Consider the following 15,486-nt stretch of genomic DNA (forward strand, 5'->3'; position numbering starts at 1 on the left):
ATGAAACATACAATTGCGGTCATACCAGGAAGTTTTGACCCTATTACATATGGTCATTTAGACATTATCGAAAGAAGTACAGATCGTTTTGATGAAATTCATGTTTGTGTTTTAAAAAATAGTAAAAAAGAAGGTACTTTCAGCTTAGAAGAACGTATGGATTTAATTGCTCAATCTGTATCACATTTGCCAAATGTTCAAGTCCATCAATTTAGTGGTTTATTAGTAGATTATTGTGAACAAGTAGGGGCAAAAACGATTATTCGTGGCTTAAGAGCTGTAAGTGATTTTGAATATGAATTACGTTTAACGTCAATGAATAAAAAGTTAAATAATGAAATAGAAACGATGTATATGATGACAAGTACTAATTACTCATTTATAAGTTCAAGTATTGTTAAAGAAGTGGCTGCATATCGTGCAGACATTTCAGAGTTTGTACCACCAAATGTTGAAAAAGCTTTAAAAGAAAAATTTAAATAATTAAAAACCTAATGTCTTGGTGAATCATTCATGACATTAGGTTTTATAATGTAATAGAAAAATATTAAAACTTTTGAATAACAGGTGTATTGAAATCATGTTGTGTTTGACCACTGATTAAGTTATAAATTGTTGTACTTTTTATTTCATTTTTAAATAAATGACGGTTACTTTTATTGATGTTTGTAGCAAATACTCTTTCAGGAAATTTTGATTTTAATAATTTTAAATAGGCTCTACCTTGTTCGTTCATTGCTAAAATTCTAACACCATTAATGTGAGTTGACACATCTTGTTGTTTTATATTTAGAAGCACATTCATCAGTAATCGTTGGATATGAGTATAGGTATAGCGCTTTGTTTTTAACAATTCAACAAAATGTTTCAAATTTGTAGCGTCTTTTATTTTAGATTTTAAGCGGTTTTCAAAACCTTCAGACATAGTATAAATAGGTGTTAAATCACTTTGCTCACTAGCTTCAATTTGATATTGTAAATATTCGAAAACATGATTAATATGCATATGTGGTTGTTGATATAATTTTTGTATTGTTGTGGGCACTACATTTTTCCATTCATCATTATTGTTAAATAATGATTTCCTAATGGATGTTCCACTAGCAAAATGATTGTGATGTATATTAGTGTCATGGTGAGAGCTTTGTTGACGTGACACAGTTTGTGCTTCAATATGTGGTGCCAATTGATTGATTGCTTTAAGATAACTTAAACCTAACATATTGTTTGGTGATTGTAGGGCTTGATGATGATTCAATAGTTCACTAATGATGCGAGGGTAACTTTTACCTTGTTTTAATTTAGTGTTAAATTCGTCTGATTGCTCAATCATGCTAAGTTGTTGAGATAATTTTTTTAATAATTCAATATTGCCACTTTCACTACCGAAAACGATGCAATCAATATCTAAGTAGTCAGCTACTTTTACTGCAAGTTGTGCGAAATAATCACTTGAAGAAAGACTTGCAATTAGTGGTAATTCAACGACTAAATCTACACTTGATAGAGCCATAGTTGCGCGTGTGAATTTGTTATAGATAGCAGGTTCACCACGCATAACAAAATTACCGCTCATGATAGCAACCGTAACGTCAGCTTGTGAAATTTTTTTAGATTGAATGATATGATGTTGATGCCCATTATGAAAGGGATTATATTCTGTAATTAAACCAACGCTTTTCATTTGCATTTCTTCCTTTCAGTATTCATTATTAATATTGTAACAGATGAACATATGTTAAGAAAAAATCTTGACAACTTGTGATTAGAAAGTTAAAATAAATTTTGTGCTTGTTAGAGGTGAAGCCATATGAAATGGTCAATTACGCAATTAAGAAAATATCAAGGTAAGCCTTTTGAATTTAATCAAACGGTAAGTTTTGACAATTTAAAAGAATCACTTGGATTAATTGATTTATCTCCAATTACTGTTCAAGGTCAGTTAACAATTAAATCGACTGAAGTTATTGCAGATATGCATATTACTGGTACCTATACGATGCCTTGTGCACGTACGTTAGTACCTGTTGAAGTACCATTAGATGTTAATACAACAGAAGTATTTGATTTAGAAGGTTATAATCAATACATTGATGAAGATGATGTTGATGAACATTATCATGAGGTCACAAATGGTACAGTTGATTTGAAAGATATTGTTGAGGATATTGTCATTATTGAGAAACCAATGAGAGCTTATTCTGAACAAAGCAATCAAATGTTGACAGAAGGTAATGGTTGGGAAGTCATCGAAGAAGATCAATTAGCACAACTTGCTAAAGAGCAAGAAGAGAGTGATTCAACAGAACAAGTTGATCCAAGGCTTCAGAAATTACAACAATTATATGATAAAGAGCAATAAGTAGTTTAGTTAATGATATAATGTTGTTAATTAAACAAACATTAATTATTATTCGTTTATAATTTAAGGAGGATATATCATGGCAGTACCAAAAAGAAGAACTTCTAAAACTAGAAAAAACAAACGTCGTACGCATTTCAAAATTTCAGTTCCAGGTATGACTGAATGCCCAAGCTGTGGCGAATACAAATTATCTCACCGCGTATGTAAAAACTGTGGTTCTTACAATGGTGAAGAAGTAGTTTCTAAATAATTAGATACTCATATATAAACCCTGATTGAAATTATAATTTCAATCAGGGTTTTTTAGGTTCACTATCAAATTGGACTGATGTATAAAAGGTTCTATTGTTAATCGAACTGATAGAAAATTTAAACTCTAAATGTACAAGTTCTATTAGCTTCGTACCCCCAACTTGTACATATAGAGCTAGTTAGCTTTACAATCTATACTAGCTCTTGCCAACATTTCCCGTCTTTCACATTTAATGCTAGTTAGATATTGAATCTTTAGTAGTTTATGCTCTGTTTGTCTAATAATCAAAAATTCAATATGTGATTTTATATAACGACTCTCGTCCACTCAGATCAAACTAACTAGAATAATTAAACGTTAGTTTACCATTGCTTTACATTTTAGATATATACTATGAAACCCTTATATGACATATAGAATGTATTTTGACTTAGTCTCATGTTGAGTACTTGTATATTTTGACATTAATTGAAAAGTTTCTTAGTGTTAAGTGATAAACTATTAAATATCGAAAACCATTTTGTTGAAATACTATCTTAAGCTAATATAGAAGAAATATTAAAACCCTACATATGAAGTCATTCTATTTTAAATATCACATACCTATGTATTCGCACTAGTGAGTAAGAAGGTGTTTATTGTATACTTGACAATAGTTACTCATTTATAGATTTATGTTATTAATAATTAAGTAATGATTACAGTATGAAAATTTAGACTGATAATAAAAATGAATTATCAATATAAAGCGAGGTATCCCTTTTGGAACAAATCACTTCAGCACAAAATGCTAAAATTAAACAAGCAAATAAGCTAAAAAAGAAGCGTGAAAGAGATAAAACAGGTCTTGCACTAATCGAAGGTATACATTTAGTAGAAGAAGCAGTTAAAAGTGACATTAACATCAAGCAATTATTTGCTATTGAACCATCACGTTTAGACCAGCAAATGATTGATTATGCTCAAGAAACATATGAAATAAACATGAAAGTTGCTGAATCTTTATCAGGTACGGTTACACCACAAGGCTTTTTTGCCATTATAGAAAAGCCACAATATGACGTTACTCAAGCTAAGCAAGTACTTTTAATCGATCGTATACAAGATCCGGGTAATTTAGGTACATTAATTAGAACAGCTGATGCTGCTGGTATAGATGCTGTAATCATGGAAAAAGGCACAACAGACCCATATCAAGATAAAGTTTTAAGAGCTAGTCAAGGTAGTGTGTTTCATGTACCTGTCATTATTGATGAATTGTCTAGTTTTATACAACAGTTCAATGGACCAGTATATGGAACTGCTTTAGAACAGTCGATACCTTTTAAAGAAGTTCAGTCTAGTGAGTCATTTGCATTATTACTTGGCAATGAAGGTGAAGGTGTTAATCCAGATTTATTGCAACAAACAACCCAAAATTTGATTATTCCAATTTATGGTCAAGCTGAAAGTTTAAATGTAGCCATTGCAGGTAGTATTTTATTGTATCATTTGAAAGGTTGACCCTTAGTATCTGAATCAGATATAATTATAGATAATTGTTTAACAACGACTACAAATTTTTCAAGATATACAAATTAATAATGACCTATAAAAAGACATGGATTAAATATAATAATTGTTCAGGGAGAATAATCATGACTGCAAATTATTCCAATTATTATTAATCTTTTCACCTTTTTGGTTACTTAAAGAGATTTAAGTCGGAATGATGATCCGTTATCAACATAGTACAAGTGTATGCGTATGCATAAATTTGGGTGGTACCACGGAAAGGCTTTCGTCCCATATCTAGGGATGAAAGTCTTTTTATTTTTTCAAACGTTAAACAACAATTAACAAATACGATATAGGACAAGGGAGGACGATTTAATGTCTGAACAACAAACAATGTCAGATTTAAAACAACAAGCACTCGTTGATATTAACGAAGCAAATGATGAACGTGCACTACAAGACGTCAAAGTTAAATATTTAGGTAAAAAAGGTTCAGTTAGTGGATTAATGAAATTGATGAAAGATTTACCTAATGAGGATAAACCAGCATTTGGGCAACAAGTTAATGAATTACGTCAAACGATTCAAAATGAGTTAGATGAACGTCAACATATGTTGGCTAATGAAAAGTTAAACAAACAATTGGCTGAAGAAACAATAGACGTAACTTTACCTAGTCGTCACATAGAGATTGGTTCTAAACATCCATTAACACGTACGATTGAAGAAATAGAAGATTTATTCTTAGGATTAGGTTATGAAATTGTAACTGGTTATGAAGTAGAACAAGATCACTATAATTTTGAGATGTTAAATTTACCTAAATCCCATCCAGCACGTGACATGCAAGATTCTTTTTACATTACTGATGAGATTTTATTACGTACACATACATCACCAGTTCAAGCACGTACTATGGAACAACGTCATGGACAAGGTCCAGTGAAAATTATTTGTCCAGGGAAAGTATATCGTCGCGATTCAGATGATGCGACACATAGTCATCAATTTACACAAATTGAGGGATTAGTCGTCGATAAAAATATTAAGATGAGTGATTTAAAAGGTACTTTAGAGTTATTAGCTAAAAAATTATTTGGTGCTGATCGTGAAATTAGACTACGTCCAAGTTATTTTCCATTTACAGAACCTTCTGTTGAAGTTGATGTGTCATGTTTTAAATGTAAAGGTAAAGGATGTAATGTTTGTAAACATACTGGCTGGATTGAGATATTAGGAGCTGGTATGGTGCATCCAAATGTACTTGAAATGGCTGGATTTGATTCCCAAGAATACTCTGGCTTTGCTTTTGGTATGGGACCAGATCGTATTGCAATGTTGAAATATGGCATTGAAGACATACGTCATTTCTATACTAATGACGTAAGATTTTTAGATCAGTTTAAAGCAGTTGAAGATAGAGGTGATTTGTAATGTTGATATCTAATGAATGGTTAAAAGATTATGTAGTAGTAAATGATTCAGTTACTGATTTAGCTGAGAGAATTACGCGAACAGGTATTGAAGTTGACGATATTATTGATTACGCCAAAGATATTAAAAATTTAGTTGTAGGTTATGTGATATCAAAAGAACAACATCCTAATGCAGATAAATTAAACATTTGTCAAGTTGATATTGGGGAAGAAGAACCAGTACAAATCGTTTGTGGTGCACCTAATGTTAATGCTGGACAATATGTTATTGTTGCAAAAGTAGGTGGTCGTTTACCTGGTGGTATTAAAATTAAAAAAGCTAAATTACGTGGTGAAGCGTCATCAGGTATGATTTGCTCCTTACAAGAAATTGGAATTTCAAGTCATTTAGTACCAAAAGAGTATGAAACTGGTATTTATGTATTTAATGACACAATGATACCTGGTACTGATGCATTACAAGCATTGTATCTTGATGATCAAGTAATGGAATTTGATTTAACACCAAACCGTGCAGATGCATTGAGCATGATTGGAACTGCTTATGAAGTTTCAGCGTTATATGATACAACTATAACTAAACCAACAACTGAGACACAAAATATTGCTACATTTGCTGCCGATGAATTGTCAGTAACAATCGAAAATGAAGATAAAGTTCCATATTATAGTGCTCGTGTAGTGCATAACGTAACCATTAAGCCATCACCAATTTGGATGCAAGCACGTTTAATTAAAGCCGGTATTCGTCCAATCAATAACGTCGTAGATATTTCTAATTATGTGTTATTAGAATATGGACAACCACTGCATATGTTTGATCAAGATGCTATAGGTTCTCAACACATTATTGTACGACAAGCACATGATGGAGAAGAGATGACTACATTAGATAACCAACAACGTCAATTACAAGCAAATGATATTGTCATTACTAATGGTCAAAGTCCTATTGCTCTTGCAGGTGTGATGGGTGGAGATTTCTCTGAAGTCAAAAATCAAACAACTAATATTGTTGTTGAAGGTGCAATATTTGATCCAGTTTCTATACGACATACTTCACGAAGACTTAATCTACGTAGTGAAGCATCTAGTCGTTTTGAAAAAGGTATTGCCACAGAATTTGTTGATGAGGCAGTCGATCGTGCATGTTATTTATTACAAACCTATGCTGATGGTGAGGTATTACAAGATAGGGTAGCAGCAGGTGACTTAGGTTCATTGATGACACCAATTGATATTACAGCAGAAAAAGTAAATCGTACAATTGGTTTTGATTTATCACAATCACAAATCATTAATATTTTTAAACAATTAGGTTTTGAAACGACAGTAACTAATGAAGTTATTACTGTACAAGTACCATCTAGACGTAAAGACATTACTATTAAAGAAGATTTAATTGAAGAAGTCGCAAGGATTTATGGTTATGATAATATTCCATCAACATTACCAATTTTTGAAAAAGTAACTAGTGGTGGTTTAACTGATCGTCAATATAAAACAAGAACAGTTAAAGAAACACTAGAAGGTGCTGGTTTAGACCAAGCCATTACGTATTCTTTAGTATCAAAAGAACAAAGTACAAATTTTGCTATGGAAGAGCGTGAAACAATTGATTTATTAATGCCAATGAGTGAGGCACATGCGACTTTACGTCAAAGTTTATTACCTCATTTAATTGAAGCGGCAGCATATAATGTGGCACGTAAAAATAAAGATGTAAAATTATTCGAATTAGGTAATGTCTTTTTCGGAAATGGACCAGGTCAGTTACCAGATGAAGTTGAATATTTAAGTGGTATTTTAACTGGGGACTATGTAGTTAATCAATGGCAAGCTAAAAAGGAAAGTATTGATTTCTATTTAACTAAAGGTATTGTTGATCGCATAGCTGAAAAGTTAAACATCCAATTTGATTATCGTAGCGCAACAATTGAAGGATTACATCCTGGTCGTACAGCTGAAATCTTATTGCAAGATAAAGTGATTGGCTTTATTGGAGAATTACATCCTTCATTAGCAGCTGATAATGATTTAAAACGTACGTATGTATTTGAATTAAATTATGATGACATCATGAATGTTTCAGTTGGCTATATCAATTATCAACCAATACCAAGATATCCAGGTATGACTAGAGATATTGCCTTAGAAGTCGATCAAGACGTTCCAGCAAGAGATTTATTAGCAACAATTCATCAGTACGGTGGAAAATTATTACAAGATACGCTAGTATTTGATGTTTATCAAGGTGAGCATTTAGAACAAGGTAAAAAATCAATTGCTATTCGTTTAAATTATTTAGACACTGAAAATACGTTGACTGATGAAAAAGTATCAGCGGTACATGATAGCATAGAAGCTGCACTTGTTGAACAAGGTGCAGTCATTAGATAATTTTTAAAATTGGCGGTTTATTGTTAACAATCTTAATGTTAATGATAAATCGCTTTTTTGATGATTTTATACGTTTCACTTTAACATTATCATGATGAAATCAAAAGGTTATAGATAGTATGTGTTCAAAACGTTTCTGATGGAAGTATATGTCAACCAAATGTAATGGACATATGATAGATAATATAAAAATAGTTGTTACAAACTATACTATTGTACCTAAATATTATAAATATTGACGAGAGTATATCTATTGATTAAGGGTATATAAATATGAAATATGAGTAAATAGGAGTGGTTATATGTTAATTGAGCAATGGCAACAAGAGAAAGATACGTTACACCATTTAGCACAAATCTTGGGGAAATATACATTAGTGGCTGCTTATCAAGAACCTCAATGGGAACATGTCATGTTAGATATTAATGTTCAGGGTTTTTCCACAGGATTATTACATGATAAGTCACATGATTTTAGTATTGCTGTGAATTTAATGAATCATCGTATTGAAATTATTGTCGACAATAACTATCATGAAATTTTATTACAAAATGGACAATCTATTAAATTCTATTATGAGCACATAACACAAATACTTAGTGACAATGGTGTCGATTTAGTAATTAATACAACGCCACAAGAAGTGACAGATCATACGCCATTTGAAAAAAATGACCATTTGCATCATTATAACGAAGCAATAGCTAAGGAAGTATTATCTATCATGAAATTTGCTTATAATGCAGAATCAAGTTTTATTAATCCTTTAAGAACTCGTAAAATCAAACCTGGACTATTTTGGGGAACATTTGATATTTCATGTGTCATTGTTTCTGATATTTATCAACCATTTGGTGATAAAACGATGCCAATTGAAGAAGCCGCATTTGATGAACAAATGATTGAATTTGGTTTTTGGTTTGGCGATGATCATTTTAAAGGACCAACATTTTTTGTATTACCATATCCATTTTCGAATCAAACATTTGAATGTCATCAAGATTTTCCTTCGGGTAGTCATTATAATGAACAGCTTGGAGAATTTATTTTGGAGACACAAGACTTTAGTAAGGATAATATAAAAAATATTGAACGTTTCTTTGAAGAATCATTCAATATTTTTAAAACATATTTAAAATGGAAAGATTGCAGTCATTATTTTATCCCTTTGAATATGCGTCATAATCATTTGAAATACTAAGTTTACTGCTGTTTTTTATTGATTAAGGCTAATGCTTTATCTCTATTTTTGAAATGTTTTTTAGAAATATGATCTAAACGGTTAAGACCATATTTATTAATAATTTTAGCTGCGGTTAAATCAACTTTGTTACTAGCACCTTTAGGAATTTCCATGTGTATTTGTTGTGATATTTGATCCATATATTTAACGAAGGCGTATCTAGAGATGATGCTTGCTGCTGCAATAGCTAATGATTTAGATTCGCCTTTCGTTTCAAATTGCGTTTTGTCAGGGAATGGTGTTTCAGAAAGCGCATAGTGATTATATACTTCACGTTTAGCAAATTGGTCTATAACAATATAATCTAATGTTGTATCATTAATTTTTGCTAGCACATTTTTGATTGCTTCATTATGTAACACAGCTTTCATTTTAACTTGAGTCCAACCTTTAGCTTGTTGGATATTATATTTATCATTGTGTAAAGTTAATAACGAATGAGGAATGAAAGTAATAAGTTGTTCAGCTAACTCTACAATGGTTTTATCGGTTAATTTTTTTGAATCATCGACACCTAAAGTTTTTAAGATGGCAATATTTTCTTTTGATACATAAGCAGCACATACAGTGAGAGGACCAAAATAATCTCCACTACCAGCTTCATCGCTTCCAATACAATTGAATTGATTATATTTTATAGTGTTATGTTGCGCTGTTTTCTTGTCAGAGCCTGTAGATAGATTGTTTTGATTACTATGTTGTGGTAAAAGTTGGTGTGCAACTTTATCAGCTTGATTACCTTGAAACATCACTTTGCCTGAATGATAAATATTAATGGTTGTTTGTTGGTATTTCGTACGTGCCTTCATACCTTGAGGTAGGTTAGTCGTTTCAAAGTCTAATTGTGCCATCAATATAGACACTTCTTTGGTAGATAATTTATGTACAATATTGGTCATTGAGAGAAATCCTTTCTTATTATCTTATCTAATTACGTCAGTTAGCAAAAATTATCATAACATAAATTGATTGACAACTAAATTTATAGCTTGAAGTCAAACTTTCTATAGTGCTACTTACAAAATAGGTATTGGTCATGTATAATGTTTATGAAAAAGTTAACGACGTATGATCTATCCATTTAACAATGCAAAGTTAATATTAAAAAGTAAAAATTATTTGATTAGCAATAAAATGATTAATTAAAAGGTCAGGAGAAATTTTAAATGTCACATTTTAAAAATAGAGTAAACGTGTCTATTAATGATCAACTTTTTACAATTGTAGGAGAAGATAATCCGGAACATATTCGTTATGTAGCACATCTAGTGGATGAAAAAATTCGTGAATTAGGATATAAATCAGCAGGTTTGGATACGTCACGTAAAGCTATTTTAACTGCTGTTAATATTATGCATGAAAAAGTCTTATTAGAAGAAGAAAATAGACGTTTGAAACAACATATCCAACAATTAGAACAGCGTGAGCATTAAATTTTATGATTATCGATTTATTTATTATAATTATATTCATTTATTGTTTCGTCGTTGGTTTTAGAAGAGGATGTTGGTTATCGATAATGCACTTTGGTGCTACATTATTCTCGATTTTTGTTGCTTCTAAGTTTTATCAACCTATATTAGAGCGTTTAGTTGTCTTTATACCTTACCCTAAGACGACGGCTTTTGATACGTCATTTGCATATCATTTTTCACATCTGCAACATCTTTTTGAAGCAATTATAGCAATATTAATATTAGCGATGATATCGAAGTTCATTTTATATCTAATTATCGTGACGTTTGATAAAATAGTAGCATATCAAAAGATTCATATTTTTAGTCGAGCCTTAGGAATGATTATTGGTGTATTTGTAGCAATTGTTATGCTTCATTTTATATTATATGTATTAGCATTATATCCAAATGATTGGATACAGCAACAGTTAAGCACTTCGATTGCTAGCAAATCATTAATCTTTGATGTACCGCTATTATCGACATTTACATTAAACTTATAACTAAATTATATGAGGTCAGGACAATGATATAAATCAACAATGATGTCCTGGTCTTATTTTTATGGAGTGTTAATATGACCAAAAAAGATGTTATTAGATTATTAGAACAAATTGCGACATATATGGAGCTTAATGGAGAAAATACTTTCAAAGTATCTGCATATCGCAAGGCAGCACAAAGTTTGGAAATTGATGAAAGACCTTTAGATGAAATCAAAGATGTAACAGAATTAAAAGGAATTGGTAAAGGTGTAGGAGAAGTTATTGATGAATATAGACAAACTGGTGAGTCTTCCACACTAAATGAACTAAAAAAACAAGTACCTGAAGGTTTAGTACCGTTATTAAAAATTCAAGGATTAGGTAGTAAGAAAATTGCTAAGTTATATAAAGAATTAAATATTACTGATAAAGAAAGTTTACAGCAAGCGTGTGAGCAGGGTAAAGTCAGTGAACTTAGTGGCTTTGCTAAAAAAACAGAACAAAATATTTTAGAAGCAGTTAAACAATTAGGTGCCAAAAAAGATAGCTATCCAATTGATCAAATGCGTGGTTTAAACAAAGAAATTATTGATTATATTGCTACATTAGAAGATGTGATTCAATATTCATCAGCAGGTAGCTTTAGAAGATATAAAGAGATGAGTAAAGATTTAGACTTTATTATTAGTACTAATAAACCTGACCATGTACAACAACAGTTATTAAAGATACCTAACAAAGTAAAAGAAGTTGCAGTTGGACAGACTAAAGTATCATTAGAACTATCATATGATGATGAAACAATTGGCGTAGATTTTCGCTTGATTGAACCACAAGCGTTCTATCACACGTTGCAACACTTTACAGGTTCAAAAGATCATAATATTAGAATTCGTCAACTGGCTAAGGAACGTAATGAAAAAGTTAGTGAATATGGTATTGAACAAGCAAATGGTTCGTTACTTCAATATGATAGTGAAGAAGCAATATATGACCATTTTGGTGTTCCTTTTATAGTGCCAGCAATGCGTGAGGATGGTAGTGAATTTGATCGGGATTTAAGTCATATTGTTACACTCAATGATATTAATGGAGATATTCATATGCATACGACGTATAGTGATGGTGCTTTTTCAATTAGAGAAATGGTTGAAGCAAATATTGCTAAAGGCTATGAATTTATGGTCATCACTGATCATTCAGCCAGTTTAAAAGTAGCTAATGGCCTGCAAGTTGAACGATTATTACGTCAAAATGAAGAAATTAAAGCATTGAATAAAGAATACAATGACATAGATATTTACTCAGGTACAGAAATGGATATCTTGCCAGATGGGTCGCTAGATTATGATGATGAAATTCTTGCACAGCTAGATTATGTTATTGCAGCAATACATCAAAGTTTTAATCAATCAGAAGAACAAATAATGGAGCGTTTAGCTAACGCGTGCCACAATCCATACGTACGTCATATTGCACATCCTACTGGACGAATTATTGGTAAACGTGATGGTTATAACCCTAATATTGAGCAATTAATAAAATTAGCTGAAGAAACTAAGACGATATTAGAAATTAACGCTAATCCTAAACGACTTGATTTAAATGCTGATATTGTAAGAAAATATCCTAATGTTAAATTAACGATTAATACAGATGCTCATCATACTGATCATTTAGACTTTATGAAATATGGTGTAGCTACTGCTCAAAAAGGATTTGTTACAAAAGATAGAGTCATTAATACAATGACACGTGAAGCGTTTAAATCCTTTATAGAAAATAATATTAAACTTGAGAAATAGAGGGATTTGATGAGACAAAAAACACTAGATGTTTTAGAATTTGACAAGATACGTACACTTGTAGCCAATGAAACTGTAAGTGATTTAGGTTTTGACAAAGTTAATCAAATGGCTCCAGCAATTGATTATGAAACAGTAGTCTTTCAAATGGAAGAAACTGATGAAATATCTCAAATTTATAATAAACATCGTTTACCCAGTTTAAGTGGGTTAACTAAAGTATCACCTCTGGTTCATAGAGCTGCTATCGGGGGTGTGCTAAATGTCAGTGAACTTAATCAAATAAAGAGATTAATTCAAGTACAGAATCAATTCAAAACATTTTATAACCAACTAGTTGAAGAAGACGAAGGTGTTAAATATGAGATTCTAGATAGTAGAATGTCGCAATTACCAGTATTAACAGACCTTTTTCAACACATAAACGAAACATGTGATACGTATGATCTATATGATAATGCAAGCTATGAATTACAAAGTATTAGAAGTAAAATTTCTACTACCAATCAACGTATTAGACAAAATTTAGATCGTATCGTTAAAAGTCAAGCTAATCAAAAGAAATTATCAGATGCTATTGTAACTGTTAGGAATGAACGTAATGTTATCCCTGTTAAAGCTGAATATAGACAAGACTTTAATGGTATCGTTCATGATCAATCAGCTTCTGGTCAAACATTATATATTGAGCCATCATCTGTAGTTGAAATGAATAATCAAATCAGTCGATTACGTAATGATGAGGCTGTAGAAAAAGAACGTATTTTGAGTCAATTAACAGGATATGTGGCTACTGAGAAGGATGCATTACTAGTCGCTGAAAATGTTATGGGTCAACTTGATTTTCTTATTGCTAAAGCTAGATATGGCAGAACAATTAAAGGAACAAAACCAAAATTTCAACAGCAACGTACAGTTTATTTACCGAAAGCCTATCACCCATTACTCAATAGAGATACTGTTGTGGCAAATACAATTGAATTTATGGAAGATATTGAGACTGTTATCATTACTGGACCTAATACTGGTGGTAAGACGGTTACGCTTAAAACGCTTGGTCTAATTATAGTTATGGCTCAATCTGGATTGTTAGTTCCTACACTTGATGGAAGCCAGTTAAGTGTGTTTAAAAATGTCTATTGTGACATTGGTGATGAGCAATCCATAGAACAATCTTTATCAACATTTTCTTCACATATGACAAATATTGTAGAAATATTGCAACAAGCTGATAAACATAGTTTAGTATTATTTGACGAATTAGGTGCAGGCACGGACCCAAGTGAAGGTGCAGCACTTGCTATGAGTATCTTAGATTATGTTAGAAGTATAGGTGCTCTAGTGATGGCTACAACACATTACCCAGAGTTGAAAGCATATAGTTACAATAGACAAGGCGTTATGAATGCTAGTGTTGAATTTGATGTTAATTCACTGAGCCCAACCTATAAATTACTTATGGGTGTACCTGGACGTTCTAATGCTTTTGATATCTCTAAAAAACTTGGACTTAGTCTTGCTATTATTAATAAAGCGAAGACAATGATTGGCACCGATGAAAAAGAAATAAATGCGATGATTGAATCGTTAGAAACTAATTCTAAACGTGTAGAGGATCAACGTGTTGAATTAGATCGTTTAGTCAAAGAAGCGGAACAAGTTCATGATGACTTAGAACGTCAATATCAGCAGTATCAAAATTATGAACGTACGTTGATGGATGAAGCAAAAGAAAAAGCCAATCAACGTATTAAAGCAGCTACGCAAGAAGCTGACGACATCATTAAAGATTTGAGACAACTACGAGATAAAAAAGGTGCTGACGTCAAAGAACATGAATTAATTGATAAAAAGAAACACCTTGATGACCAATATGAAGCGAAATCTATCAAACAACATGTTCAAAAACAAAAATATGATAAAATTGAAGCTGGTGACGAAGTTAAAGTGTTATCATATGGACAAAAAGGTGAAGTTTTAGAGCTTGTCAATGATGAAGAAGCTGTTGTACAAATGGGTATTATTAAAATGAAATTACCAATAGCTGACTTAGAGAAAAAGAAAAAAGAAAAAGTAAAACCTACAAAAATGGTTACACGACAAAATAGACAGACGATTAAAACAGAATTGGATTTAAGAGGCTATCGTTATGAAGAAGCGTTAGTTGAGTTAGATCAATATTTAGACCAAGCAGTGTTAAGTAATTATGAGCAAGTATATATTATTCATGGTAAAGGAACTGGCGCTTTACAAAAAGGTGTACAACAACATTTGAAAAAGCATAAAAGTGTTAATTCATTTAGAGGTGGTATGCCCAGTGAAGGTGGCTTTGGTGTAACAGTTGCTGAATTGAAATAATAGATTAAATGTAAATTGAAAATGTGATATTTTATAATTTTAGAATTAATGAAATATAACAAGCTTTGTAACAAATATAGTTAATTGATTATATAGAATAACTATGAAAAAGATGTATTATTTGATATATTGAGTTTCTACAGTTAGAATCTAGCCATACGTTAGTTGATTTTAGTCTTTGAATAT

12 protein-coding genes and 1 pseudogene are annotated in these 15,486 nt (G+C 31.4%); 11 read left to right on the top strand and 2 right to left on the bottom strand.

The genetic code is table 11. From position 1 onward, the window contains the following. Window positions 1–483 carry a pantetheine-phosphate adenylyltransferase gene (coaD, locus tag J3R86_RS04645; protein ID WP_002462477.1) on the top strand — a complete coding sequence of 161 codons (483 nt, stop codon included), beginning with the start codon at window positions 1–3 and terminating at the stop codon, window positions 481–483. A 64-nt stretch (window positions 484–547) separates the two neighbouring features. On the opposite strand, the gene J3R86_RS04650 is transcribed toward coaD, so the two are convergent. Next, window positions 548–1,684, bottom strand: a complete 1,137-nt coding sequence (locus tag J3R86_RS04650; protein ID WP_207518260.1) for a nucleotidyltransferase — start codon at window positions 1,682–1,684, stop codon at window positions 548–550. A gap of 126 nt (window positions 1,685–1,810) precedes the next feature. On the opposite strand from J3R86_RS04650, the gene J3R86_RS04655 reads away from it, so the two are divergent. The 6 genes from J3R86_RS04655 (at window position 1,811) to J3R86_RS04680 (ending at window position 9,153) form a co-directional block, all read left to right on the top strand. After that, window positions 1,811–2,362, top strand: coding sequence for a YceD family protein (locus J3R86_RS04655; RefSeq protein WP_207518261.1), 552 nt, complete (start codon window positions 1,811–1,813; stop codon window positions 2,360–2,362). Window positions 2,363–2,441: 79 nt separating this feature from the next. Beyond that, a complete protein-coding gene (rpmF, locus tag J3R86_RS04660) occupies window positions 2,442–2,615 on the top strand; it encodes a 50S ribosomal protein L32 (RefSeq protein ID WP_002435373.1) in 174 nt (57 codons plus the stop codon). 765 nt (window positions 2,616–3,380) lie between these two features. Next, window positions 3,381–4,121, top strand: a complete 741-nt coding sequence (locus J3R86_RS04665; RefSeq protein ID WP_207518262.1) for a TrmH family RNA methyltransferase — start codon at window positions 3,381–3,383, stop codon at window positions 4,119–4,121. Window positions 4,122–4,490: 369 nt separating this feature from the next. After that, the gene (gene pheS / locus J3R86_RS04670) at window positions 4,491–5,549 is read left to right on the top strand and encodes a phenylalanine--tRNA ligase subunit alpha (protein WP_207518263.1); all 1,059 of its coding nucleotides are present in this window, start codon (window positions 4,491–4,493) and stop codon (window positions 5,547–5,549) included. Then, window positions 5,549–7,951 (top strand): phenylalanine--tRNA ligase subunit beta, encoded by a 2,403-nt coding sequence (gene pheT, locus J3R86_RS04675; protein ID WP_207518264.1) that lies wholly within the window; start codon window positions 5,549–5,551, stop codon window positions 7,949–7,951. The genes pheS and pheT overlap by 1 nt, the downstream gene beginning before the upstream one ends. Window positions 7,952–8,253: 302 nt before the next feature. Next, window positions 8,254–9,153 (top strand): DUF5996 family protein, encoded by a 900-nt coding sequence (locus J3R86_RS04680; protein WP_207518265.1) that lies wholly within the window; start codon window positions 8,254–8,256, stop codon window positions 9,151–9,153. Between the two features lie 2 nt (window positions 9,154–9,155). On the opposite strand, the gene rnhC is transcribed toward J3R86_RS04680, so the two are convergent. Next, complete coding sequence (rnhC, locus tag J3R86_RS04685) at window positions 9,156–10,094, bottom strand: ribonuclease HIII (RefSeq protein ID WP_207518266.1); 939 nt, start codon at window positions 10,092–10,094, stop codon at window positions 9,156–9,158. A gap of 267 nt (window positions 10,095–10,361) precedes the next feature. On the opposite strand from rnhC, the pseudogene zapA reads away from it, so the two are divergent. The 4 genes and pseudogenes from zapA (at window position 10,362) to J3R86_RS04705 (ending at window position 15,300) form a co-directional block, all read left to right on the top strand. Further along, window positions 10,362–10,621: pseudogene (gene zapA / locus J3R86_RS04690) on the top strand (cell division protein ZapA). Window positions 10,622–10,633: 12 nt separating this feature from the next. After that, window positions 10,634–11,155, top strand: a complete 522-nt coding sequence (locus J3R86_RS04695; protein WP_207518267.1) for a CvpA family protein — start codon at window positions 10,634–10,636, stop codon at window positions 11,153–11,155. Between the two features lie 74 nt (window positions 11,156–11,229). Continuing rightward, window positions 11,230–12,942, top strand: a complete 1,713-nt coding sequence (gene polX / locus J3R86_RS04700; RefSeq protein ID WP_207518268.1) for a DNA polymerase/3'-5' exonuclease PolX — start codon at window positions 11,230–11,232, stop codon at window positions 12,940–12,942. 9 nt (window positions 12,943–12,951) lie between these two features. Then, a complete protein-coding gene (locus J3R86_RS04705; RefSeq protein WP_207518269.1) occupies window positions 12,952–15,300 on the top strand; it encodes an endonuclease MutS2 in 2,349 nt (782 codons plus the stop codon). Window positions 15,301–15,486: the final 186 nt, after the last annotated feature.

The sequence above is a fragment of the Staphylococcus simiae genome (assembly GCF_017357005.1).
Classification (GTDB): Bacteria; Bacillota; Bacilli; order Staphylococcales; family Staphylococcaceae; genus Staphylococcus; species Staphylococcus simiae_A.

Coding starts and splice junctions, on each gene's coding strand:
- coaD (WP_002462477.1), top strand. CDS start 1: ATGAAACATACAATTGCGGTCATACCAGGAAGTTTTGACCCTATTACA.
- J3R86_RS04650 (WP_207518260.1), bottom strand. CDS start 1,684: ATGAAAAGCGTTGGTTTAATTACAGAATATAATCCCTTTCATAATGGG.
- J3R86_RS04655 (WP_207518261.1), top strand. CDS start 1,811: ATGAAATGGTCAATTACGCAATTAAGAAAATATCAAGGTAAGCCTTTT.
- rpmF (WP_002435373.1), top strand. CDS start 2,442: ATGGCAGTACCAAAAAGAAGAACTTCTAAAACTAGAAAAAACAAACGT.
- pheS (WP_207518263.1), top strand. CDS start 4,491: ATGTCTGAACAACAAACAATGTCAGATTTAAAACAACAAGCACTCGTT.
- pheT (WP_207518264.1), top strand. CDS start 5,549: ATGTTGATATCTAATGAATGGTTAAAAGATTATGTAGTAGTAAATGAT.
- J3R86_RS04680 (WP_207518265.1), top strand. CDS start 8,254: ATGTTAATTGAGCAATGGCAACAAGAGAAAGATACGTTACACCATTTA.
- rnhC (WP_207518266.1), bottom strand. CDS start 10,094: ATGACCAATATTGTACATAAATTATCTACCAAAGAAGTGTCTATATTG.
- J3R86_RS04695 (WP_207518267.1), top strand. CDS start 10,634: ATGATTATCGATTTATTTATTATAATTATATTCATTTATTGTTTCGTC.
- polX (WP_207518268.1), top strand. CDS start 11,230: ATGACCAAAAAAGATGTTATTAGATTATTAGAACAAATTGCGACATAT.
- J3R86_RS04705 (WP_207518269.1), top strand. CDS start 12,952: ATGAGACAAAAAACACTAGATGTTTTAGAATTTGACAAGATACGTACA.